Origin of the sequence: Salmonella sp. SJTUF14076, assembly GCF_015534835.1 — a bacterium.
In the GTDB taxonomy this organism is placed as follows: Bacteria; Pseudomonadota; Gammaproteobacteria; order Enterobacterales; family Enterobacteriaceae; genus Salmonella; species Salmonella enterica.
Genome location: NZ_CP064674.1, coordinates 2211167 through 2231858 on the forward strand (window position 1 = coordinate 2211167; position 20692 = coordinate 2231858).

The 20692-nt window shown below is 49.8% G+C and carries 22 protein-coding genes; 10 read left to right on the forward strand and 12 right to left on the reverse strand.

Features of this window, described 5'->3' with window-relative positions:
* Positions 1-26 precede the first annotated feature (26 nt).
* Complete coding sequence (gene adhE, locus HU143_RS10760; RefSeq protein ID WP_000301678.1) at positions 27-2705, reverse strand: bifunctional acetaldehyde-CoA/alcohol dehydrogenase; 2679 nt, start codon at positions 2703-2705, stop codon at positions 27-29.
* Between the two features lie 476 nt (positions 2706-3181).
* Between adhE and HU143_RS10765 the strand changes: the two genes are divergently transcribed.
* The 7 genes from HU143_RS10765 (at position 3182) to HU143_RS10795 (ending at position 11095) form a co-directional block, all read left to right on the forward strand.
* Complete coding sequence (locus tag HU143_RS10765; protein WP_000615840.1) at positions 3182-3829, forward strand: YchE family NAAT transporter; 648 nt, start codon at positions 3182-3184, stop codon at positions 3827-3829.
* Between the two features lie 765 nt (positions 3830-4594).
* Entirely contained in the window at positions 4595-6226 is a 1632-nt protein-coding gene (gene oppA, locus HU143_RS10770) for an oligopeptide ABC transporter substrate-binding protein OppA (protein ID WP_023227267.1), read from the forward strand.
* A gap of 121 nt (positions 6227-6347) precedes the next feature.
* Entirely contained in the window at positions 6348-7268 is a 921-nt protein-coding gene (oppB, locus tag HU143_RS10775) for an oligopeptide ABC transporter permease OppB (RefSeq protein ID WP_000911097.1), read from the forward strand.
* A gap of 14 nt (positions 7269-7282) precedes the next feature.
* Entirely contained in the window at positions 7283-8191 is a 909-nt protein-coding gene (gene oppC / locus HU143_RS10780) for an oligopeptide ABC transporter permease OppC (protein WP_000979653.1), read from the forward strand.
* Positions 8192-8202: 11 nt separating this feature from the next.
* The gene (locus HU143_RS10785) at positions 8203-9210 is read left to right on the forward strand and encodes an ABC transporter ATP-binding protein (RefSeq protein WP_000058857.1); all 1008 of its coding nucleotides are present in this window, start codon (positions 8203-8205) and stop codon (positions 9208-9210) included.
* A complete protein-coding gene (gene oppF, locus HU143_RS10790; protein ID WP_000994698.1) occupies positions 9207-10211 on the forward strand; it encodes a murein tripeptide/oligopeptide ABC transporter ATP-binding protein OppF in 1005 nt (334 codons plus the stop codon). The genes HU143_RS10785 and oppF overlap by 4 nt, the downstream gene beginning before the upstream one ends.
* 47 nt (positions 10212-10258) lie before the next feature.
* On the forward strand, positions 10259-11095 hold the full coding sequence (locus tag HU143_RS10795) for an ion transporter (protein WP_023227268.1): 837 nt from the start codon (positions 10259-10261) through the stop codon (positions 11093-11095).
* A 47-nt stretch (positions 11096-11142) separates the two neighbouring features.
* On the opposite strand, the gene HU143_RS10800 is transcribed toward HU143_RS10795, so the two are convergent.
* Both HU143_RS10800 and cls read right to left on the reverse strand, forming a co-directional pair.
* Positions 11143-11472 (reverse strand): HI1450 family dsDNA-mimic protein, encoded by a 330-nt coding sequence (locus HU143_RS10800; protein WP_000425070.1) that lies wholly within the window; start codon positions 11470-11472, stop codon positions 11143-11145.
* A gap of 33 nt (positions 11473-11505) precedes the next feature.
* Positions 11506-12966, reverse strand: coding sequence for a cardiolipin synthase (gene cls / locus HU143_RS10805; protein WP_000206886.1), 1461 nt, complete (start codon positions 12964-12966; stop codon positions 11506-11508).
* A gap of 142 nt (positions 12967-13108) precedes the next feature.
* Between cls and HU143_RS10810 the strand changes: the two genes are divergently transcribed.
* Complete coding sequence (locus tag HU143_RS10810; RefSeq protein ID WP_001531561.1) at positions 13109-13282, forward strand: YciY family protein; 174 nt, start codon at positions 13109-13111, stop codon at positions 13280-13282.
* Between the two features lie 43 nt (positions 13283-13325).
* Here HU143_RS10810 and HU143_RS10815 read toward each other — a convergent pair whose 3' ends face one another.
* A complete protein-coding gene (locus tag HU143_RS10815) occupies positions 13326-13622 on the reverse strand; it encodes a YciI family protein (RefSeq protein ID WP_000967605.1) in 297 nt (98 codons plus the stop codon).
* 223 nt (positions 13623-13845) lie between these two features.
* On the opposite strand from HU143_RS10815, the gene tonB reads away from it, so the two are divergent.
* Complete coding sequence (gene tonB, locus HU143_RS10820; RefSeq protein WP_001517937.1) at positions 13846-14568, forward strand: TonB system transport protein TonB; 723 nt, start codon at positions 13846-13848, stop codon at positions 14566-14568.
* Positions 14569-14627: 59 nt separating this feature from the next.
* On the opposite strand, the gene yciA is transcribed toward tonB, so the two are convergent.
* The 4 genes from yciA to HU143_RS10840 all read right to left on the reverse strand — a co-directional run bounded on the left by yciA (position 14628) and on the right by HU143_RS10840 (position 16959).
* Positions 14628-15029 carry an acyl-CoA thioester hydrolase YciA gene (yciA, locus tag HU143_RS10825; RefSeq protein ID WP_000210317.1) on the reverse strand — a complete coding sequence of 134 codons (402 nt, stop codon included), beginning with the start codon at positions 15027-15029 and terminating at the stop codon, positions 14628-14630.
* Between the two features lie 160 nt (positions 15030-15189).
* Positions 15190-15729, reverse strand: a complete 540-nt coding sequence (locus tag HU143_RS10830) for a septation protein A (protein ID WP_000808682.1) — start codon at positions 15727-15729, stop codon at positions 15190-15192.
* Positions 15730-15785: 56 nt separating this feature from the next.
* Positions 15786-16529: a YciC family protein gene (locus tag HU143_RS10835; protein WP_000028507.1), complete on the reverse strand. Its 744-nt coding sequence runs from the start codon at positions 16527-16529 to the stop codon at positions 15786-15788.
* Between the two features lie 25 nt (positions 16530-16554).
* A complete protein-coding gene (locus tag HU143_RS10840; protein WP_000114955.1) occupies positions 16555-16959 on the reverse strand; it encodes a YkgJ family cysteine cluster protein in 405 nt (134 codons plus the stop codon).
* Positions 16960-17296: 337 nt separating this feature from the next.
* Here HU143_RS10840 and ompW point away from each other — a divergent pair, with 337 nt between their 5' ends.
* Positions 17297-17935, forward strand: a complete 639-nt coding sequence (ompW, locus tag HU143_RS10845) for an outer membrane protein OmpW (RefSeq protein WP_000714799.1) — start codon at positions 17297-17299, stop codon at positions 17933-17935.
* Between the two features lie 81 nt (positions 17936-18016).
* Here the strand turns inward: ompW and HU143_RS10850 are convergent, their stop codons facing one another.
* The 4 genes from HU143_RS10850 to HU143_RS10865 all read right to left on the reverse strand — a co-directional run bounded on the left by HU143_RS10850 (position 18017) and on the right by HU143_RS10865 (position 20270).
* The gene (locus HU143_RS10850) at positions 18017-18895 is read right to left on the reverse strand and encodes a manganese catalase family protein (protein ID WP_000488353.1); all 879 of its coding nucleotides are present in this window, start codon (positions 18893-18895) and stop codon (positions 18017-18019) included.
* A 19-nt stretch (positions 18896-18914) separates the two neighbouring features.
* Positions 18915-19421, reverse strand: coding sequence for a ferritin-like domain-containing protein (locus HU143_RS10855; protein ID WP_185191087.1), 507 nt, complete (start codon positions 19419-19421; stop codon positions 18915-18917).
* 73 nt (positions 19422-19494) lie between these two features.
* The gene (locus tag HU143_RS10860) at positions 19495-19998 is read right to left on the reverse strand and encodes a ferritin-like domain-containing protein (RefSeq protein WP_001022822.1); all 504 of its coding nucleotides are present in this window, start codon (positions 19996-19998) and stop codon (positions 19495-19497) included.
* 89 nt (positions 19999-20087) lie between these two features.
* Positions 20088-20270 (reverse strand): general stress protein, encoded by a 183-nt coding sequence (locus HU143_RS10865; protein ID WP_000807657.1) that lies wholly within the window; start codon positions 20268-20270, stop codon positions 20088-20090.
* Between the last annotated feature and the right edge of the window lie 422 nt (positions 20271-20692).

Below are 20692 nucleotides of genomic sequence, written 5' to 3' on the forward strand. Positions count from 1 at the left end.
ATTGTCATGCTAAAGCAGATAACGAATTAAGCGGATTTTTTCGCTTTTTTCTCTGCTTTCGGTGCGGCAACGACGTCTTTCTTCGCTGCAACTTCACCTTCGGTGAAATCACGACCGTAGTAGGTATCCAGCAGAATCTGTTTCAGTTCGGAGATCAGCGGATAACGCGGGTTAGCGCCGGTGCACTGGTCATCGAAGGCATCTTCAGACAGTTTGTCAACGTGTGCCAGGAAGTCAGCTTCCTGTACGCCTGCTTCACGGATAGACTTAGGAATACCCAGCTCAGCTTTAATGCTTTCCAGCCATGCCAGCAGTTTTTCAATCTTAGCGGCGGTACGGTCGCCCGGCGCGCTCAGGCCCAGGTGGTCAGCAATTTCAGCGTAACGACGGCGTGCCTGCGGACGATCGTACTGGCTGAAAGCGGTCTGCTTGGTCGGGTTGTCATTCGCGTTGTAGCGGATAACGTTACAAATCAGCAGGGCGTTCGCCAGACCGTGCGGAATGTGGAACTGAGAGCCCAGTTTGTGCGCCATGGAGTGACATACACCGAGGAAGGCGTTGGCAAACGCGATACCGGCGATAGTCGCTGCACTGTGAACACGTTCACGCGCAACCGGGTTTTTAGACCCTTCGTGGTAAGACGCCGGCAGGTTTTCTTTCAGCAGTTTCAGAGCCTGCAGAGCCTGACCGTCAGAGAACTCAGAAGCCAGTACGGAAACGTAAGCTTCCAGGGCGTGAGTTACCGCATCCAGACCACCGAACGCACACAGGGACTTCGGCATATCCATCACCAGGTTGGCGTCGACAATCGCCATATCCGGGGTCAGGGCGTAGTCAGCCAGCGGATATTTCTGACCGGTTGCATCGTCGGTCACAACCGCAAACGGTGTGACTTCAGAACCGGTACCGGAAGTGGTGGTGACGGCGATCATTTTCGCTTTCACGCCCATTTTCGGGAACTTGTAGATACGTTTACGGATGTCCATAAAGCGCAGCGCCAGTTCTTCGAAGTGAGTTTCCGGATGTTCGTACATGACCCACATGATTTTCGCGGCGTCCATCGGGGAACCGCCGCCCAGCGCGATGATCACGTCCGGTTTGAAGGAGTTAGCCAGCTCAGCGCCTTTGCGAACAACGGAAAGCGTCGGGTCGGCTTCAACTTCGAAGAAGACTTCGGTTTCAACGCCAGCCGCTTTCAGCACAGAGGTGATCTGGTCTGCGTAGCCGTTGTTGAACAGGAAGCGGTCAGTCACGATGAGCGCACGTTTGTGGCCATCAGTAATCACTTCATCCAGCGCGATGGGCAGAGAGCCACGGCGGAAGTAGATAGATTTCGGAAGTTTGTGCCACAACATGTTTTCAGCTCGCTTAGCAACGGTTTTCTTGTTGATCAGGTGTTTCGGACCAACGTTTTCAGAGATGGAGTTACCACCCCAGGAACCACAACCCAACGTCAGGGAAGGTGCGAGTTTGAAGTTGTACAGGTCACCGATACCACCCTGAGAGGCAGGGGTGTTGATCAGGATACGCGCGGTTTTCATCATCTGACCGAAGTAAGCAACGCGTTCTGGCTGGTTATCCTGGTCAGTGTACAGGCAGGAGGTGTGACCGATACCGCCCATAGCGACCAGTTTTTCTGCTTTTTCTACCGCTTCTTCGAAATCTTTCGCACGGTACATCGCCAGAGTCGGAGACAGTTTTTCGTGTGCGAACGGTTCGCTTTCGTCAACGACCGTAACTTCACCGATCAGAATCTTGGTGGTTTCTGGTACGGAGAAGCCTGCCAGTTCAGCAATTTTGTAGGCTGGCTGACCGACGATAGCAGCGTTCAGAGCGCCATTTTTCAGGATAACGTTTTGAACCGCTTTCAGCTCCTGGCCCTGCAGCATGTAGCCGCCGTGGCTGGCGAAACGTTCGCGAACGGCATCATAGACGGAATCAACAACGACAACAGACTGTTCAGAAGCACAGATTACGCCGTTATCAAAGGTTTTAGACATCAGAACAGACGCCACAGCGCGTTTGATATCAGCGGTTTCATCAATGACAACCGGGGTGTTGCCTGCGCCTACGCCGATAGCCGGTTTACCGGAGCTGTATGCAGCTTTAACCATGCCTGGACCGCCAGTGGCGAGGATCAGGTTAATATCCGGGTGGTGCATCAGCGCATTAGACAGTTCTACGGAAGGTTGATCGATCCAGCCAATCAGATCTTTCGGCGCGCCGGCAGCGATAGCCGCTTGCAGAACGATGTCTGCCGCTTTGTTGGTTGCTTCTTTAGCGCGCGGATGCGGAGAAAAGATGATGGCGTTACGGGTCTTCAGGCTAATCAGCGATTTGAAGATCGCGGTAGAGGTTGGGTTAGTGGTTGGAACGATACCGCAAATAATGCCGATAGGTTCAGCAATGGTGATGGTCCCGAAGGTGTCGTCTTCAGACAGCACGCCGCAGGTTTTTTCATCTTTATAGGCATTGTAAATATATTCAGAAGCGAAGTGGTTTTTAATCACTTTGTCTTCCACGATACCCATACCGGATTCGGCGACGGCCATTTTGGCCAGCGGAATGCGGGCATCAGCGGCAGCCAGAGCGGCGGCGCGGAAGATTTTGTCGACCTGTTCTTGAGTGAAACTGGCATATTCACGCTGGGCTTTTTTTACACGCTCTACGAGTGCGTTAAGTTCAGCGACATTAGTAACAGCCATAATGCTCTCCTGATAATGTTAAACTTTTTTAGTAAATCATCTGCGCGATACGTGAGTATAGACAGATCGACGATACTTTGTATAAATGCCTGAAATTCAGGTGGTTACTTAACGTCCGTTTCGCTCTGATTTACTAAAAGAGCTTCTGCGTTAGTATCATTTAACTCTAACGCGTTACGTCCAGGTGGCGTAAGCAAGATTACTCACTTCTGAGTAGCGATTGTGTGATCTAAATCAAGATTACGCAAAGCTGACACCTTTCAGCAGGCCATTTTAGCCTTTTATGTAAATTGTTAAGAAATCGTTGTCATGAAGAGTAAGTGGATTAGCATAACGAGTACATATAAATAACAGTGATGAATGGATGAAATTAGGCGTAGATAAGAGGTGAACTATGCGAATAAAAGGCGTATCTTCTGCGCGTTTTGATCATTAACGAACATTGACTTCATCCGGCTAACGCTTCGGAGCTAACCGTGATTCAACCGCTTTTTGATTTTCCTGTTTACTTTAAGTTCTTTATCGGGCTCTTTGCGCTGGTTAACCCGGTGGGGATTATCCCCGTTTTCATCAGCATGACCAGCTACCAGACGGCCACGGCGCGTAATAAAACTAACCTCACCGCGAATCTGTCGGTTGCGATTATCTTGTGGAGTTCCTTATTCCTCGGCGATGGCATCCTGCAACTCTTTGGTATTTCTATTGATTCGTTCAGAATTGCGGGCGGTATCCTGGTTGTCACCATTGCAATGTCGATGATTAGCGGGAAGCTGGGGGAAGATAAACAAAACAAGCAAGAAAAGTCAGAGACGGCCATACGCGAGAGCATTGGCGTTGTGCCGTTAGCGCTGCCGTTAATGGCGGGGCCAGGGGCGATTAGCTCCACTATCGTCTGGGGGACGCGTTATCACAGCATCGCGCATTTGCTTGGCTTTTCAGTTGCCATTGCGCTTTTTGCGCTTTGCTGCTGGGGCGTGTTCCGTATGGCGCCGTGGCTGGTTCGTTTGCTGGGGCAAACCGGTATCAACGTTATTACCCGAATCATGGGGTTGTTGTTAATGGCGCTCGGCATCGAATTTATTGTCACAGGAATAAAAGGCATTTTCCCCGGCTTGCTCAACTAAACTCCCACCTGTTGATTTACAGGCGGCGCCCTAAGGGGGCCGCCTTGTGACATTCCCACGTAACACTTCTTACTTTGATAAGCATTCAGCGTTTAAATGATAAAAAATACTAATATAATCTAACGCTATTTATTTTTATTAATCAAACTATTATGAACATTACTGAGTCCGTGAGAAGCGGTAGGTCTGTTATTTTATTCACACCATACTCTGGGGCTTGATGAAGGATTATTGAAATGTTATTAGTTGTTTCAGCTCCATCGTAGATGAATGTGCTAAATAATGAGCATTTGTTAAATTTGCGTGTGTTTTCTGACGCAGGCATAACCTACGATGCGACAGAGAGATATTTTTCTTTCAACCTATTGATTATAAAGAATAAATCAAAGATTTTTAACATTGTTTAACTGTTTTTTTTGGCAGGGATTTTTCCATAAAAGAGAATTGGTTAACAAAATTGTAAAATGAATTGGCGGTTCAGAAACGCATTTGATACTTTTCGGCCAAACATTTTTGTAGAAGATTTCACATTATTGATAACTATTTTCATTTACATGGTTGTCAGAAATAACGTGCGACGTGGGCAGGTACGTCGTATACCGAATCGACGAAAGGCGATCGAACGAATCGTCAGAATAAATAAAGTCGGTGATAGCAAAAGCAGTGACAGACCTGGCAGTACACCACCAGTGCTGTACAGGAACCCTGACGGGATTAAACAGGCTGGTAAAAACCAGTAATTATAATGAGTGGAGTACAAACACAATGTCTAACATCACGAAAAAAAGTTTGATTGCAGCGGGAATACTCACTGCGCTCATCGCCGCCAGCGCCGCAACTGCGGCAGACGTGCCCGCCGGCGTTCAGTTAGCCGACAAGCAAACGTTGGTACGTAATAACGGATCAGAAGTGCAGTCTCTCGACCCGCATAAAATTGAAGGCGTGCCGGAATCGAACGTCAGCCGTGACCTCTTCGAAGGCTTATTAATTAGTGATGTCGAGGGGCATCCTTCACCGGGCGTCGCGGAAAAATGGGAAAATAAAGATTTTAAAGTCTGGACATTCCATCTACGTGAAAATGCGAAATGGTCAGATGGTACGCCCGTCACCGCCCATGATTTCGTTTATAGCTGGCAACGCCTGGCCGATCCTAATACGGCATCGCCGTACGCCAGCTATCTGCAATACGGTCATATCGTTAATATCGATGACATTATCGCCGGTAAAAAACCCGCCACCGATCTGGGGGTAAAAGCGCTTGATGATCACACCTTTGAAGTGACCTTAAGTGAGCCGGTGCCTTATTTCTACAAATTGTTGGTCCACCCTTCAGTGTCTCCTGTACCGAAATCAGCGGTCGAAAAATTTGGCGATAAATGGACGCAACCAGCCAATATTGTCACTAACGGCGCTTATAAGTTAAAAAACTGGGTGGTGAACGAACGTATCGTGCTGGAGCGTAACCCGCAATACTGGGATAACGACAAAACCGTCATCAATCAGGTAACTTATTTGCCTATCTCTTCGGAGGTGACGGATGTCAACCGCTACCGCAGCGGCGAGATCGATATGACTTATAACAATATGCCGATCGAATTATTCCAGAAACTGAAAAAAGAGATCCCGAATGAAGTCCGCGTAGACCCTTATTTGTGTACCTATTATTACGAAATTAATAATCAAAAAGCGCCGTTTAACGATGTCCGCGTGCGTACCGCGCTGAAACTGGCGTTAGATCGCGACATTATTGTTAATAAGGTTAAAAATCAGGGCGATTTACCCGCTTATAGCTATACGCCGCCGTATACCGATGGCGCAAAACTGGTAGAGCCTGAGTGGTTCAAATGGTCCCAGCAAAAGCGTAATGAAGAAGCGAAGAAATTGTTGGCTGAAGCCGGTTTTACGGCGGATAAGCCCTTAACATTCGACCTGCTGTATAACACCTCCGATCTGCATAAAAAACTGGCCATTGCCGTGGCGTCTATCTGGAAGAAAAATCTGGGCGTCAATGTGAATCTGGAGAATCAGGAATGGAAAACCTTCCTGGATACCCGTCATCAGGGCACCTTTGATGTCGCCAGAGCCGGGTGGTGCGCAGATTATAATGAACCGACCTCGTTCCTGAATACCATGTTGTCCGACAGTTCAAATAACACCGCACATTATAAGAGCCCGGCGTTTGATAAGCTGATTGCTGACACGCTGAAAGTGGCGGACGATACGCAGCGCAGCGAACTCTACGCTAAAGCGGAGCAGCAGTTAGATAAAGACTCGGCTATTGTGCCGGTGTATTACTACGTTAACGCGCGCCTGGTGAAACCTTGGGTGGGCGGGTATACCGGTAAAGACCCGCTGGATAATATTTATGTGAAAAACTTATATATTATCAAACATTAATGGCAAGACATGGGACAACTGCGGTTGTCCCATGGTGTCTTTTTTCATCGCACTATAACTTTCCCTGGCGGATCTTTTGTCACGTCCGGGAAGTAAAGGCACAGGCCAGAAGGTACGGGCAATGTTGAAATTTATTTTACGCCGCTGTCTGGAAGCGATTCCGACGCTGTTTATTCTTATTACTATCTCTTTCTTTATGATGCGCCTCGCGCCGGGTAGCCCTTTTACCGGCGAGCGCGCATTGCCGCCGGAAGTGCTGGCCAATATTGAAGCAAAATATCATCTGAACGATCCCATCATGACGCAGTACTTCAGCTACCTGAAGCAGCTGGCGCATGGCGATTTTGGACCATCGTTTAAATACAAAGATTACACGGTCAACGATCTGGTTGCCGCCAGCTTCCCCGTTTCGGCGAAACTTGGCGCCGCCGCTTTTTTGCTGGCGGTCATTATTGGTGTCAGCGCTGGCGTGATTGCCGCGCTAAAGCAAAATACGCGATGGGATTATACGGTGATGGGATTTGCCATGACCGGCGTCGTTATCCCCAGTTTTGTGGTAGCGCCGCTACTGGTGATGGTCTTTGCAATAACCTTGCAATGGCTGCCTGGCGGCGGCTGGAACGGCGGGGCGTTAAAATTTATGATCCTGCCGATGGTTGCGCTTTCACTGGCCTATATTGCCAGCATCGCTCGTATTACGCGCGGCTCAATGATTGAAGTTCTGCATTCGAACTTTATTCGTACCGCGCGGGCAAAAGGATTACCGATGCGCAGAATCATCTTCCGCCATGCGTTAAAACCTGCGCTGCTGCCGGTTTTATCCTATATGGGGCCAGCCTTTGTCGGCATTATTACCGGCTCAATGGTGATTGAAACGATTTATGGCTTACCGGGCATTGGGCAGCTTTTCGTTAATGGCGCGCTCAACCGCGATTACTCGCTGGTGTTAAGTTTGACCATTTTAGTCGGGGCGCTGACCATATTGTTTAACGCCATTGTCGATGTGCTCTATGCCGTTATCGACCCGAAAATTCGCTATTGATACTGGAGCTCGCGATGATGTTAAGTAAGAAAAACAGCGAGACGCTGGAAAATTTCAGTGAAAAGCTGGAGGTGGAAGGTCGCAGCCTTTGGCAAGATGCCCGCCGGCGCTTTATGCATAACCGTGCGGCGGTGGCCAGTCTTATTGTCCTGTTTCTGATAGCCCTGTTCGTGACAGTGGCGCCTATGCTGTCGCAATTTACCTATTTCGATACCGACTGGGGCATGATGTCCAGCGCGCCGGATATGGCGTCCGGTCACTATTTCGGCACTGACTCTTCCGGGCGCGATCTGTTGGTGCGCGTTGCCATCGGCGGGCGTATCTCATTGATGGTCGGGATTGCCGCCGCGCTGGTGGCGGTCATTGTCGGAACGCTGTATGGCTCGCTGTCCGGCTATCTGGGCGGCAAAATTGATTCTGTGATGATGCGTTTGTTGGAGATCCTCAACTCGTTCCCGTTTATGTTCTTTGTGATTTTGCTGGTGACGTTTTTTGGGCAGAACATTCTGTTGATTTTCGTCGCCATCGGCATGGTCTCCTGGCTTGATATGGCGCGTATCGTGCGTGGCCAAACCCTAAGTCTTAAACGTAAAGAGTTCATCGAAGCCGCGCAGGTGGGTGGTGTGTCGACTGCCAGCATTGTGATCCGCCATATTGTGCCTAACGTCCTGGGCGTAGTGGTAGTGTATGCATCGTTGCTGGTGCCCAGCATGATTCTGTTTGAGTCTTTCCTCAGTTTCCTGGGGCTTGGGACGCAGGAACCGTTAAGCAGTTGGGGAGCGTTGTTGAGCGATGGCGCAAATTCAATGGAAGTCTCACCGTGGCTGCTGCTGTTTCCGGCTGGCTTTCTCGTGGTGACGTTATTCTGTTTTAACTTTATTGGCGATGGCCTGCGTGATGCCCTCGACCCGAAAGATCGTTAAGGAGTACAGCCATGAGCTTATCAGAAACCGCAACTCAGGCGCCGCAACCGGCGAATGTTCTGCTGGAGGTAAACGATCTTCGTGTTACGTTCGCTACGCCTGATGGCGATGTGACGGCGGTCAACGATCTGAACTTTACGCTTCGCGCTGGAGAAACGTTAGGTATTGTTGGTGAGTCTGGATCGGGGAAATCGCAAACGGCGTTCGCATTAATGGGACTGCTGGCGACGAATGGTCGAATCGGCGGTTCCGCGACCTTCAACGGACGTGAAATTCTTAATCTACCTGAGCGCGAACTGAATACGCTGCGCGCAGAACAGATTTCGATGATTTTTCAGGACCCGATGACCTCGCTAAATCCTTATATGCGCGTTGGGGAGCAGTTAATGGAAGTCCTGATGCTGCATAAAGGGATGAGCAAAGCGGAAGCTTTTGAAGAGTCCGTCAGAATGCTGGATGCCGTAAAAATGCCGGAAGCGCGCAAACGGATGAAAATGTACCCGCACGAATTTTCCGGCGGAATGCGTCAACGTGTGATGATTGCGATGGCGCTGTTGTGCAGGCCGAAACTGCTTATTGCCGATGAGCCTACCACCGCGCTTGATGTTACCGTGCAGGCGCAGATTATGACCTTGCTTAATGAGCTAAAGCGCGAATTTAATACCGCCATTATCATGATTACCCACGATCTGGGCGTGGTCGCGGGTATTTGCGATAAGGTCCTGGTAATGTATGCCGGGCGTACCATGGAATACGGTAAGGCGCGCGATGTCTTTTATCAGCCCGTTCATCCGTATTCGATAGGCTTGCTTAATGCGGTGCCGCGTCTGGATAGCGAGGGGGCGGAAATGTTGACGATTCCGGGCAATCCTCCCAATTTATTGCGTTTGCCTAAAGGTTGTCCGTTCCAGCCGCGTTGTCCTCATGCGATGGAGATCTGCAATAATGCGCCGCCACTTGAAGCGTTTAGTCCTGGTCGCTTGCGCGCCTGTTTTAAACCGGTGGAGGAACTGCTATGAATGCTGTGATTGAACAACGTAAAGTTCTCCTCGAAATCGCCGATCTGAAAGTACATTTTGATATCAAAGAAGGGAAGCAGTGGTTCTGGCAACCGCCGAAAACCCTGAAAGCGGTGGACGGCGTTACGCTACGCCTGTATGAAGGCGAAACGCTGGGCGTGGTGGGCGAATCCGGCTGCGGCAAGTCGACGTTTGCGCGCGCCATTATTGGTCTGGTGAAGGCGACAGACGGTAAAGTCGCCTGGCTGGGAAAAGATCTGTTGGGCATGAAAGCGGATGAGTGGCGCGAAGTGCGCAGCGATATCCAGATGATTTTCCAGGACCCGCTGGCGTCACTCAACCCGCGAATGACGATTGGCGAAATTATCGCTGAACCGCTGCGCACTTATCATCCTAAGCTTTCGCGCCAGGACGTGCGTGACCGCGTGAAAGCCATGATGCTGAAAGTGGGGCTGTTGCCGAACCTCATCAACCGTTATCCCCATGAATTTTCTGGGGGGCAGTGCCAGCGCATCGGTATCGCCCGGGCATTGATCCTGGAACCTAAGCTCATTATTTGCGATGAGCCGGTGTCGGCGCTGGACGTTTCTATTCAGGCGCAGGTGGTGAATTTGCTCCAGCAGTTACAGCGAGAGATGGGGCTGTCGTTGATTTTTATTGCGCACGATCTGGCGGTCGTAAAGCACATATCCGATCGTGTCCTGGTGATGTATCTCGGTCATGCGGTAGAATTGGGCACCTATGATGAGGTGTACCATAATCCACTGCATCCTTATACCAAAGCGCTGATGTCGGCGGTACCGATTCCCGATCCCGATCTGGAGCGAAATAAGAAGATACAATTGCTGGAGGGCGAATTACCTTCGCCCATTAACCCGCCTTCCGGCTGCGTGTTCCGTACACGCTGTCCGCTAGCCGGGCCAGAATGCGCGCAAACGCGACCGGTGTTGGAAGGGAGTTTTCGCCATGCCGTTTCCTGCCTTAAAGTAGACCCGTTATAATCGCAAGGGCTGACAATTTGTCAGCCCTTCTTTTAGGTGAGGTTACCGTGTCACTTTATTTGTCGTCGGTTCGCCGTCGTCTTTATTATAATCTGTTCGATTTGACTACGCGCTCAGGTCGCCGTTTTGAAGGGTTATGCGCGCTGTTTGCGCTGCTTAGCGTACTGGTCATTTTTGTTGAATCAGGCGTAGGAACGGAATATCACCTGACATTTGATGAATGGCATATTTTTGTCTGGCTGGAGCTCTGCGTTACCCTGATATTTACCGGTGAATACTTGCTCAGACTGTTTAGCTGGCCCGAACCGGCAAAATACGTTTTTAGTTTCTGGGGATTTATTGATCTGGTGACGATTTTGCCGCTGTACGTCATGTGGCTGTGGCCGGAAATTAGCCTGAACTATATGTTTGCCTGGCGTGCTATGCGAGCGATTCGCGTGCTGCGTATTCTTAAACTGCTACGCTTTATGCCATCCCTGCGCGTATTCTGGAGCGCCATTATTAGCGCGCGTCATCAGCTTATTCTGTTCTATTCATTTATTGCGATCGTGATGATTATTTTCGGTGCCCTGATGTATCTTATTGAAGGACCGAAATATGGCTTCACGACGCTTAATGCCTCGGTGTATTGGGCGATAGTGACAGTCACAACCGTGGGGTACGGTGATATTACGCCGCATACGCCGCTGGGACGTATTGTCGCGTCGGTGCTTATTTTGATTGGCTATTCGGTGATTGCGATTCCTACAGGACTGATTACCACGCACATGAGCAGCGCGTTTCAAAAACGTCACTGGCAGCGAAAATGTCCGCAGTGCCAGCAAAGCCAGCATGAACATAGCGCGCAATATTGTAACCGATGCGGCAGTAAGCTACCGGATTAAACAGGCTTGCCGGAGGGCGCAATCAGACGCCATCCGGCCTGAACCGCTTATTCGCGCCAGAGAATATGGCACAGCTTGTGGTCCTTTTCCCGGCACAGCAGAACGCGGGCGAAAATGTCGTTAATTTCGCCGTCTTCGGTATCCGCCAGGCCAATCACCACCTCGGCAAAAAAGTCTGGATTCAGGTCAAAATCGACGTGCTCTTGCCAGTCTTCAGCGGGATCAAACAACTCCGCGCCGCCGCGCTCTTCGAATTGCAAATTGAACAGAATGATATCAGCCGGATCAAGATTATCCGCCGCCAGCTCAAGAAAAATATCGTAAGCCTGCTCAAGCGTTTCGTCTTCAGTCAGGCGATTGTTCAGATCCATTTCCATAGTGACTACCTGTTTACTCATGTTGGTCACGTTTTACAGCAATGGACTAAAGAAGTAAAACAATCGCTCGGTAATACGCTGCCATAACGGACGTTTTACCCACAAACGCGCATCTAACAGGCGGGAGCGCGAAATATAATCGTCCTGTACCGCAGCCAGATCGGCGCCGAAACCCGTATCATCAATGACCAGCGTAATCTCGAAATTAAGCCACAGGCTACGCATGTCGAGATTCACGGTACCGACCAGGCTCAGTTCGCCATCGACCAGCACGCTTTTGGTATGCAACAGCCCGCCTTCGAACTGATAGATTTTCACGCCCGCCGCCAGTAACTCGCTGAAAAAGGCGCGACTGGCCCAGCCGACGAGCAGTGAATCATTTTTACGGGGCAGGATAATACTGACATCCACGCCGCGCTGCGCAGCGGTACAAATGGCGTGCAGCAGATCGTCGCTGGGGACGAAATATGGCGTGGTCATAATTAAATATTCGCGCGCAGCATAGGTGGCGGTTAATAGTGCCTGGTGAATGAGATCTTCCGGAAAACCAGGACCGGAAGCAATGGTATGAATGGTATGCCCGCTGGCCTGCTCAAACGGCATAATATTCACATCCGGCGGGGGAGGCAGAATGCGTTTACCCGTCTCGATTTCCCAATCGCAGGAGTAAACAATCCCCATTGCTGTCGCCACGGGGCCTTCCATCCGCGCCATCAAATCGACCCATTGTCCAACGCCGGCATCCTGTTTGAAAAAACGCGGGTCCACCATATTCATACTACCGGTATAGGCGATGTAATTGTCAATCATCACCATTTTACGGTGCTGGCGAAGATCCATACGGCGTAAAAAGACGCGCATCAGATTCACCTTCAGCGCCTCTACGACTTCAATGCCAGCGTTACGCATCATGGCCGCCCAGGGGCTGCGGAAGAAAGCGACGCTACCCGCGGAGTCCAGCATAAGCCGGCAGTGGATGCCGCGGCGGGCGGCGGCCATTAACGATTCAGCGACCTGATCCGCCATGCCGCCTGGCTGCCAGATGTAAAACACCATTTCGATATTATGCCGCGCCAGTTGGATATCGCGAATAAGCGCCTGCATGACATCATCGGAGTCGGTAAGCAATTGCAACTGGTTGCCTTTGACGCCCGCAATCCCCTGACGTCGTTCGCACAGCTTAAACAAGGACGATGCGACGCTACTGTTTTCTTGCGCGAAAATGTGTTTGCAGGCTTTGAGGTCATTCAACCATTTGGCGGTAGACGGCCACATGGCGCGGGCACGCTCGGCGCGACGTTTGCCTAAATGCAATTCGCCCACGGACAAATAGGCGATGATCCCGACCAGCGGAAGGATATAGATGATTAACAACCAGGCCATTGCGGAGGGAACTGCGCGCCGTTTCATTAGAATACGTAATGTGACGCCGGCAATGAGAACCCAATATCCCAAAATGACCAGCCAACTCACCACGGTGTAGAAGGTTGTCATAACTTTAAAAATCCTTTAGAAAGCGTGTTGTTAAGAGTTTACGCGTCAGGATTCACATGGCAAATAAAAACACGGGAAAAGCGCTGGTCTGCATCCGGCGAGGGGGTATAATGGCGCTTCTGTTACAGTGAGAGTCGTAAACATGAAGCGTAGTAGAACGGAAGTGGGGCGCTGGCGAATGCTACGTCAGGCGAGCCGCCGTAAAGCGCGTTGGCTTGAAGGGCAATCACGCCGTAATATGCGTATCCATACCATCAGGAAATGCATCTTTAATCGTCAGCGTAATTCATTACTCTTTGCGATTCACGGTGTGTGAGCCAGAAAGGGCACCGTATGCGGTGCCCAACAGGCCATCCTTTTCAAAAGATCTTCTTATACGGTTTGACCGAAACCTGCGCATAGACGCCCGCTGCGACGTAGGGGTCCGCATCAGCCCAGGATTGCGCCGCTTCTAAAGATTCAAATTCAGCAATGACCGTTGACCCGGTAAATCCGGCTACCCCAGGATCGTTACTGTCCACTGCGGGCATCGGCCCGGCAGTTAATAATCGCCCTTCATCATGCAGAAGTTGCAGGCGCGCCAGATGCGCGGGCCGTACCGAGAGGCGTTTTTCAAGCGAGTTGGCATTGTCCTGAGCGTAAATAACATACAGCACGGGTAGAGCTCCTTAATCGGTAAAAGTTGCTGATTACGTTATTGGAAAGGGCATTTAACTGCAATGTAAAGATACCGACTTTGTTAAACATGCACATTTTGTGTGGTGTTTTTGCGCGATATCATCTTTTAAATGCCGCTATCGGCAATGCCTTATTGAATATGATTGCTATTTGCATTTAAAATTCAGCTCTGGTTTTTCAACTGAAACGATTATGACTTCAATGACCCTTGATTTACCTCGTCGCTTTCCCTGGCCGACACTCCTTTCCGTAGGCATTCATGGTGCTGTAGTGGCAGGTTTGCTCTATACCTCGGTACATCAGGTTATTGAATTGCCTGCGCCAGCGCAGCCTATCACGGTGACAATGGTTTCACCCGCTGACCTGGAGCCGCCCCAGGCGGTTCAGCCGCCGCCGGAGCCAGTGGTTGAACCCGAACCGGAGCCAGAGCCGATCCCTGAACCGCCTAAAGAAGCGCCCGTGGTGATTGAGAAACCCAAACCTAAGCCAAAACCCAAGCCGAAACCGAAACCGGTGAAAAAGGTTGAAGAGCAGCCGAAGCGCGAAGTCAAACCAGCTGCGCCTCGTCCTGCCTCACCGTTTGAAAATAGCGCCCCGGCGCGGCCAACAAGCAGCACCGCCTCGGCGACCAGCAAGCCGGCGGTGAGCGTACCCACTGGACCTCGCGCTCTGAGCCGTAACCAGCCGCAATATCCGGCGCGAGCACAGGCATTACGTATTGAAGGCCGCGTAAAGGTGAAGTTTGACGTGACCTCTGCTGGGCGAGTGGAAAATGTACAGATTCTATCCGCGCAGCCAGCCAATATGTTTGAGCGTGAAGTTAAGAATGCGATGCGCAAATGGCGCTATGAAGCAGGCAAGCCGGGTTCCGGGCTGGTGGTCAATATTATCTTCCGTCTGAACGGTACGGCGCAGATTGAGTAATCTCTGGCGCCGCCAGTAGGAATATTACCATCACCTGCTGGCGGCGTAAGCGGGTATACTTAACCCTGAACCGGGAGCGGGCGGGGTTTACCGTCCGGATCGACGGCAACATAAATAAACAGCGCCTCGGTGGCCTTGTAGCGCTGCCCAATCGGTTCTGACGCGACTTTTTTCACCCAGACTTCAATATTGATGCTAATAGACGTCGTACCGCGTTTAACGCAGCGCGCGTAGCAGCATACGACATCGCCAACCGCGACGGGGCGCAGAAATGTCATTCCTTCCACGCGTACGGTTACAACCCGACCGTGCGCGATCTCTTTGGCCAGTATCGCGCCGCCAATATCCATTTGCGACATCAGCCAGCCGCCAAAAATATCGCCGTTCGCATTGGTATCGGCAGGCATGGCCAATGTACGTAAAACCAGCTCGCCCTGAGGAGTATTATCCATTGTTGTCATTGTAAAACCGACTATCAGAAAAAATTACAGCCGCGATGCTACTATGAATTTTGTGTGGAGAATAGTGGGAATAAAGGTACTGACGGGAAAGCGCAGGGCGTAAAGGCGGAGAAAATATCGCCAGGCGTTCGCAGTCTGGCGATGATAAGTCACGGGAGGGTTATGATTTATCTTCCTGTGGCAGATGCCGGTAGATATAGACGCCGCTCAGCAGGGTAAAAATGAGCGTCAGCGCCGTGAGTCCAAAGACCTTAAAGTTGACCCAGATATTTTGCGGCAACCAGAAGGCGATATAAATGTTAGCCAGACCGCACGCAATAAAAAACAGCGCCCACGCCAGGTTCAGCTTTGACCAGACCTGCTGCGGCAACGCCAGTTCTTTACCTAACATACGTTGGATTAACGGTTTTTTCATCACCCACTGGCTTATTAACAGCGCGCCGGCGAACAGCGCATAAATAACCGTCACCTTCCATTTAATAAATTCATCGTTATGGAAGAAGAGCGTCAGACCGCCGAAGACGGCAACCAGAACAAAGGTAATCAGCGCCATCTTCTCTATTTTCCGATAGCGCACCCAGCTATAAATCAGCACGATTGCCGTCGCGACAATCAGTGCGGAGGTCGCCGCATAGATGTCATAAAGTTTATAAAACGCAAAAAAGACAACCAGCGGTAAAAAATCCAGAAACTGCTTCATTCTTCGATTCCATCATCAACGAGCGTCGAATGCGCCGCGTAACGGCGCATTGCGGATTATTGGCGAATCAACATATACAGGCGGAATAAGTAGATAAGCAATACTGCGGAAATCAGATTGCTCAACGTATTCGCCAGTACAGCGCCTACATTTGGGGTCAGTACAGCGAAGCTGGGCGCGAACAGCAATAGCAATGTTTTAGCCAGTAACCAGCCTATCACCGCGGGCGCGACCAGTCTCATGTTAGCCCAGGCTAAACGCATACTGCTGCGCATTGCGGCAAACACGCCCATTTTCTCTTCAACCAACATCACTGGCGCAAGCGCCAGCACAATGGCCATAATAATCCCCGGAACGACAATCAGCATTATACCGATTTGCACTAACAGGGTAGTCAGAAAAATGAGAATAAACAGTTTAGGCAATGCAGGGGCGCTGGCGCCGATAGCGCGCAGCGCGCTAACCCGATGTCCCGCTGAAACTAACTGAATCATCAGGATGATACCGCCGGCCAGAATAGCGTTGCCGATAAGCCCGGAAAACGTCGAGGCGGCAGAGGCGCGCAACAGGATCTGCTGCTGCTCTGGCGTCATATTTTGTACCAGCTCAAACAGGCCAGCGCTGCCTGCCAGATGTTCTCCTTCACTGAGTTGCGCGATTTGCGCATCGCTGGGTGAAAAGGCATGACCTAAGACCACCGTGATAAATGCGCACAGCAACGAAACCAGCAAGATAGTAATAAATTGATTTCGGAAAAAATTTCCGGCGTCACGGTAAACGGACTTCGCCGTGATAGACATGCACTCTCCTTGAGTTTTGCAGGTGTTAATTTGCGGGCAATTGTACCCTGGATAACTCTACAGTGGCAGCATCAGCAGTTGTATGGAAAAGCATATCTTTGTAAAGCGGCGGTAATCCGTATCGCGCGCGGGCGCGATTACACGCCTCATTCACTTCGCCTCCTTCGCCCGATATCGAAAATTCGCGACAGGTTGAAGGGCGGTTTTCATAAATAGCGCAACTGACGTTTTCACCCGGCGTGCCAATTAGCGCTTTACAGTGCGGCTGTTTTTGGTTGGTACCGGCCATACAACGTAAAAAAGGGGTAACGGGCTCGGTTAATGACGCCGGAACGCGTCCGCTGGCGTCGTCGCCTTCAGCCCAATAAAAGGAGACACGAAAATAGGCACAACAGGCACCGCATGTCATGCATGGGTTAAGAACGCTCATGATTCACCTGCAAAAAACTCACGTATCAATAGATTACAACGGAAATTAATCTGTCCCGCAGTGTTCGCGAATCTTAACGCCACGCGCCATTGCGGGACACTGATTACCTTAGCCAGCCTTTATCGCCAGGGCAACAGGAGCAGACAAATATTTGCATAGCGTGAATATGTCAAAATTGATCTGAATTCCTATAACTAGGATTTTCAATACAAGTTCTAAATTAATCTGGATCAATAAATGTTAAATTATAAGAACAAATGTGATCTGTGTTAGATCACTTATTACTTCATTGTGGGTATATTCATCACGCTTTTATAACCATAACGATGGAGTGGGTATGAAAAAATTTACAGTGGCGGCACTGGCGTTAACAACTCTTCTCTCAGGCAGCGCGTTCGCGCACGAAGCCGGAGAATTCTTTATGCGTGCAGGTCCGGCAACCGTCAGACCTACAGAAGGGGCGGGTGGTACGCTGGGGCATTTAAACGGGTTTGATGTGAGTAATAACACGCAACTCGGCCTGACATTCACTTACATGGCGACGGACAATATCGGGGTTGAATTGCTGGCGGCCACGCCGTTCCGCCATAAGGTGGGTACGGGCGCGACGGGTGATATCGCCACGGTCCACCTGTTACCGCCAACGTTAATGGCGCAGTGGTATTTCGGCGATTCCAGCAGCAAAGTGCGTCCTTATGTCGGCGTGGGGGTGAACTACACCACCTTCTTCGATAACGACTTTAACGATAATGGTAAAAATGCCGGGCTGTCCGATCTGAGCTTTAAGGATTCCTGGGGCGCGGCAGGGCAAGTTGGGGTAGATTACCTGATTAACCGCGACTGGTTAATTGGCGCCTCTGTCTGGTACATGGATATTGATACTACCGCCAATTATAAAATGGGCGGCGTTCAGCATCATGACAGCGTGCGTCTGGACCCATGGGTATTTATGTTCTCGGCAGGCTATCGTTTCTAATCGCCTGATGTTGTGACGAAAAAAGACCCCGCCAGGCGGGGTCAAAAAAGGACATGACACACGGATTTTACTTGTCGGAACTCACTTGTCTTCTTTCGGTTCGCCGCAGCCTAGTTCTGCGCCAGTGAGAGGATCAACGGTGGGGTCCGATTTCGTTCTTTCTGCCATCGCTTTGAGCAGCGCCAACTGCTCGCGCGGCAATTTCACTGTCGCCAGGCCATCGCCGCCATCAACAGCAGGCATCGGTTCTGCGACATAGTTGAAGTTCTCATCGCTATTCCAGCTACCTCGCGGATCGTCGCCTTGCGACATGTTGTAGTACACGTCGGTATACTGTTCTACTGGCGGTAATTTACCCGGCGGGAAGTTGTTACGAATCGAATACAGCGCCTTTTCAAAAGAGAGCTGGTGCGCGACTTCACGGGTCATTAAGAAACTGAGCGTGTCTTTTACGCCAGGATCGTCGGTCAGATTAATCAGGCGTTCATAAATAATCTTCGCTCGCGCCTCTGCCGCGATGTTTGAGCGTAGATCGGCTGTAACTTCGCCGATAGTATCAATATAAGCCGCGGTCCACGGTACGCCGCCGGAGTTTGTCAACGCCGGGCCGCCGCCATACAACAGAGAGGTGATATGGCTGTCATTACCATTCTGCGTCAGCGAGCGATAAAGTTCCGCTTCGCTTTCGGTGCCTTCCGCCAGCTCGCCTTTAGCGCCTTTATTAAGCATTCCTACCAGTGAGCCGATAATTTCCAGATGACTCAGCTCCTCGGTGGCGATGTCCATTAACATCTCTCTACGACCGGCATCATCATCGCTTAAACCTTGCGTGAAGTAGCGGCAGGCGGCCGCCAGTTCGCCCTGAGGGCCGCCAAACTGTTCCAGCAGCAGGTTCGCTAATCCAGGATTAGGTTCGCTCACTCGCACAGTATATTGAAGTTGTTTTACGTGTCGAAACATATTGCCTCCTGCTTATTATTTATTTTTTGGCTTCAACGCCATCTGCTTCAGATCGCAGCAAAAATTGTTCCGTTGTCTGCGGAATATGTTTGATAAGCCAGTCAGCCATTTGCATTTCTTCTTTCAGAATGGCTTCAATCGTCGGAATTGAGGCAGTGTCGCCAGCTTTTTTTGCCGCCGCCAGCAGGGAGGTATAACAAGCAATTTCGAGCTGCTCGAAAACATAACCGCTAATTGAGCCTTTGACAATTTCATCGGAAGGGAACATGCCACCGATAGATTGCCCCATCGCAGCCATTTTGCTCATGGAGTCTTTCAACACCGAACGGGAAATACCATTACGGTCCAACACTTCCTCGAGCATGGTAATTTGATGTTTGGTTTCACTAATATGTTGTTCAATTCTGGCTTTTATATCAGGATAATTTTCAATACGGCTGGCCATAGATTCAAGCATCGATTCTGCCTGTTTTTCCATGGCATGGGCGTCACGAAGCCAGTCATGATAATGTTCAGTATAATTCATTTTACATTCCTCAATGCGTGATAATCTGCTCCGATAATAAAATCGGAATCATGCAAGCTGATAATTAAAAATATTATTTCGATTTGCGTTCAGCACTTTTATTAACATTGCTGACTGCTAAATCGGTAAGTTTTAAATCAGTTTGTTTTTCCTCGTCGAGGGTCTCTTTGAGCAGTTTTAATGCTTTGCTATAGCCGAGCTGCTCGGCCAGGGTGGCTAGCGTGCCGTAGCTGGCGATTTCGTAATGCTCGACTTTTTGCGCCGCGGCGATAAGCGCTGCATCGCGTACTTCGTTTTTCTCCGTACTTTCGATGACTTCATTGGCTTCTTCGATCAGCCCTTCCATAGCGACGCATTTCATTCTTTTCAGTTTAATGCCAGATTCAGATTCGACGATCTGATCAATACGTTCAATCTGACCCTGGGTTTCTTCAAGATGAGATTGAAAGGCCTGGCTTAATTTTTCATTGGACGTGGCTCTGGCAAGTTTAGGAAGAGCCTTGGTTAATTGTTTTTCTGCACTATAGGTATCTGAAAGTAGATGGATAAAAAGGTCTTCAACGGTTTTAATATTCATAAATCTAATTCTCCTGGGCAAAATACTGCGAGCCAGAAGACTCGCAGATTGCTTGATAAAAGCATGTGTTATATTTACATTACAGTAAATCAGGAATTATCGGATTTACGTCCGCCGTGACTATTCTGACCACCTTTTTTACCGGCTTCAGAAGCTCGTTGCGGATCGTTTTTGAAATTCCCACCGCTATGCTGACCGCCTTTGCGGCCCGCTTCAGATGCTTTTTCACGATTCTCGGCGAAATTTCCTGAACCACCACGATGTTCGGCCATATTATTTCTCCTGTCTCGTTGCTTGCTGAAAAAATCGGTTTTAACCGTGTCGACACCCTATTAAAATTAGTTGGTTAAACCGATTAGTCAAATTGACGGAAATAGTTGTGATTTACCGCGTAAATAACGCAGAAAAAATGGTTTAGAGATAATATATTCTATATTTTCTTTTAGAATAAGCGATTTAACAGAAAATACTTTTCATTGTTATTAATAACAAGAGTCACTATCTGCGGCAATAGAAACGTTAACGCATTGTTTATTGACATTTCTTTACATAAAGGCGGGGGAAATTGACGTGAAAACGCTAAATTTTTCGGCGTGATTAGGAGTTTTCTTAGCAGAAATTGACTTCAGACTTTTTGAAAGCTGGACGGGGAATAACACCAAAAAGATTGATGATGTACGTCTGAATCGTGATT

Excerpts from the sequence above, each read along its gene's own strand:
- HU143_RS10840 (WP_000114955.1), bottom strand. The coding sequence starts at position 16,959 with ATGAGCGTTCTTAACCCATGCATGACATGCGGTGCCTGTTGTGCCTAT.
- ompW (WP_000714799.1), top strand. The coding sequence starts at position 17,297 with ATGAAAAAATTTACAGTGGCGGCACTGGCGTTAACAACTCTTCTCTCA.
- HU143_RS10810 (WP_001531561.1), top strand. The coding sequence starts at position 13,109 with ATGAAGCGTAGTAGAACGGAAGTGGGGCGCTGGCGAATGCTACGTCAG.
- tonB (WP_001517937.1), top strand. The coding sequence starts at position 13,846 with ATGACCCTTGATTTACCTCGTCGCTTTCCCTGGCCGACACTCCTTTCC.
- adhE (WP_000301678.1), bottom strand. The coding sequence starts at position 2,705 with ATGGCTGTTACTAATGTCGCTGAACTTAACGCACTCGTAGAGCGTGTA.
- oppA (WP_023227267.1), top strand. The coding sequence starts at position 4,595 with ATGTCTAACATCACGAAAAAAAGTTTGATTGCAGCGGGAATACTCACT.
- HU143_RS10785 (WP_000058857.1), top strand. The coding sequence starts at position 8,203 with ATGAGCTTATCAGAAACCGCAACTCAGGCGCCGCAACCGGCGAATGTT.
- oppB (WP_000911097.1), top strand. The coding sequence starts at position 6,348 with ATGTTGAAATTTATTTTACGCCGCTGTCTGGAAGCGATTCCGACGCTG.
- HU143_RS10860 (WP_001022822.1), bottom strand. The coding sequence starts at position 19,998 with ATGAATATTAAAACCGTTGAAGACCTTTTTATCCATCTACTTTCAGAT.
- HU143_RS10835 (WP_000028507.1), bottom strand. The coding sequence starts at position 16,529 with ATGTCTATCACGGCGAAGTCCGTTTACCGTGACGCCGGAAATTTTTTC.
- oppF (WP_000994698.1), top strand. The coding sequence starts at position 9,207 with ATGAATGCTGTGATTGAACAACGTAAAGTTCTCCTCGAAATCGCCGAT.
- HU143_RS10850 (WP_000488353.1), bottom strand. The coding sequence starts at position 18,895 with ATGTTTCGACACGTAAAACAACTTCAATATACTGTGCGAGTGAGCGAA.
- yciA (WP_000210317.1), bottom strand. The coding sequence starts at position 15,029 with ATGACAACAATGGATAATACTCCTCAGGGCGAGCTGGTTTTACGTACA.
- HU143_RS10865 (WP_000807657.1), bottom strand. The coding sequence starts at position 20,270 with ATGGCCGAACATCGTGGTGGTTCAGGAAATTTCGCCGAGAATCGTGAA.
- cls (WP_000206886.1), bottom strand. The coding sequence starts at position 12,966 with ATGACAACCTTCTACACCGTGGTGAGTTGGCTGGTCATTTTGGGATAT.
- HU143_RS10855 (WP_185191087.1), bottom strand. The coding sequence starts at position 19,421 with ATGAATTATACTGAACATTATCATGACTGGCTTCGTGACGCCCATGCC.
- HU143_RS10800 (WP_000425070.1), bottom strand. The coding sequence starts at position 11,472 with ATGGAAATGGATCTGAACAATCGCCTGACTGAAGACGAAACGCTTGAG.
- oppC (WP_000979653.1), top strand. The coding sequence starts at position 7,283 with ATGATGTTAAGTAAGAAAAACAGCGAGACGCTGGAAAATTTCAGTGAA.
- HU143_RS10830 (WP_000808682.1), bottom strand. The coding sequence starts at position 15,729 with ATGAAGCAGTTTCTGGATTTTTTACCGCTGGTTGTCTTTTTTGCGTTT.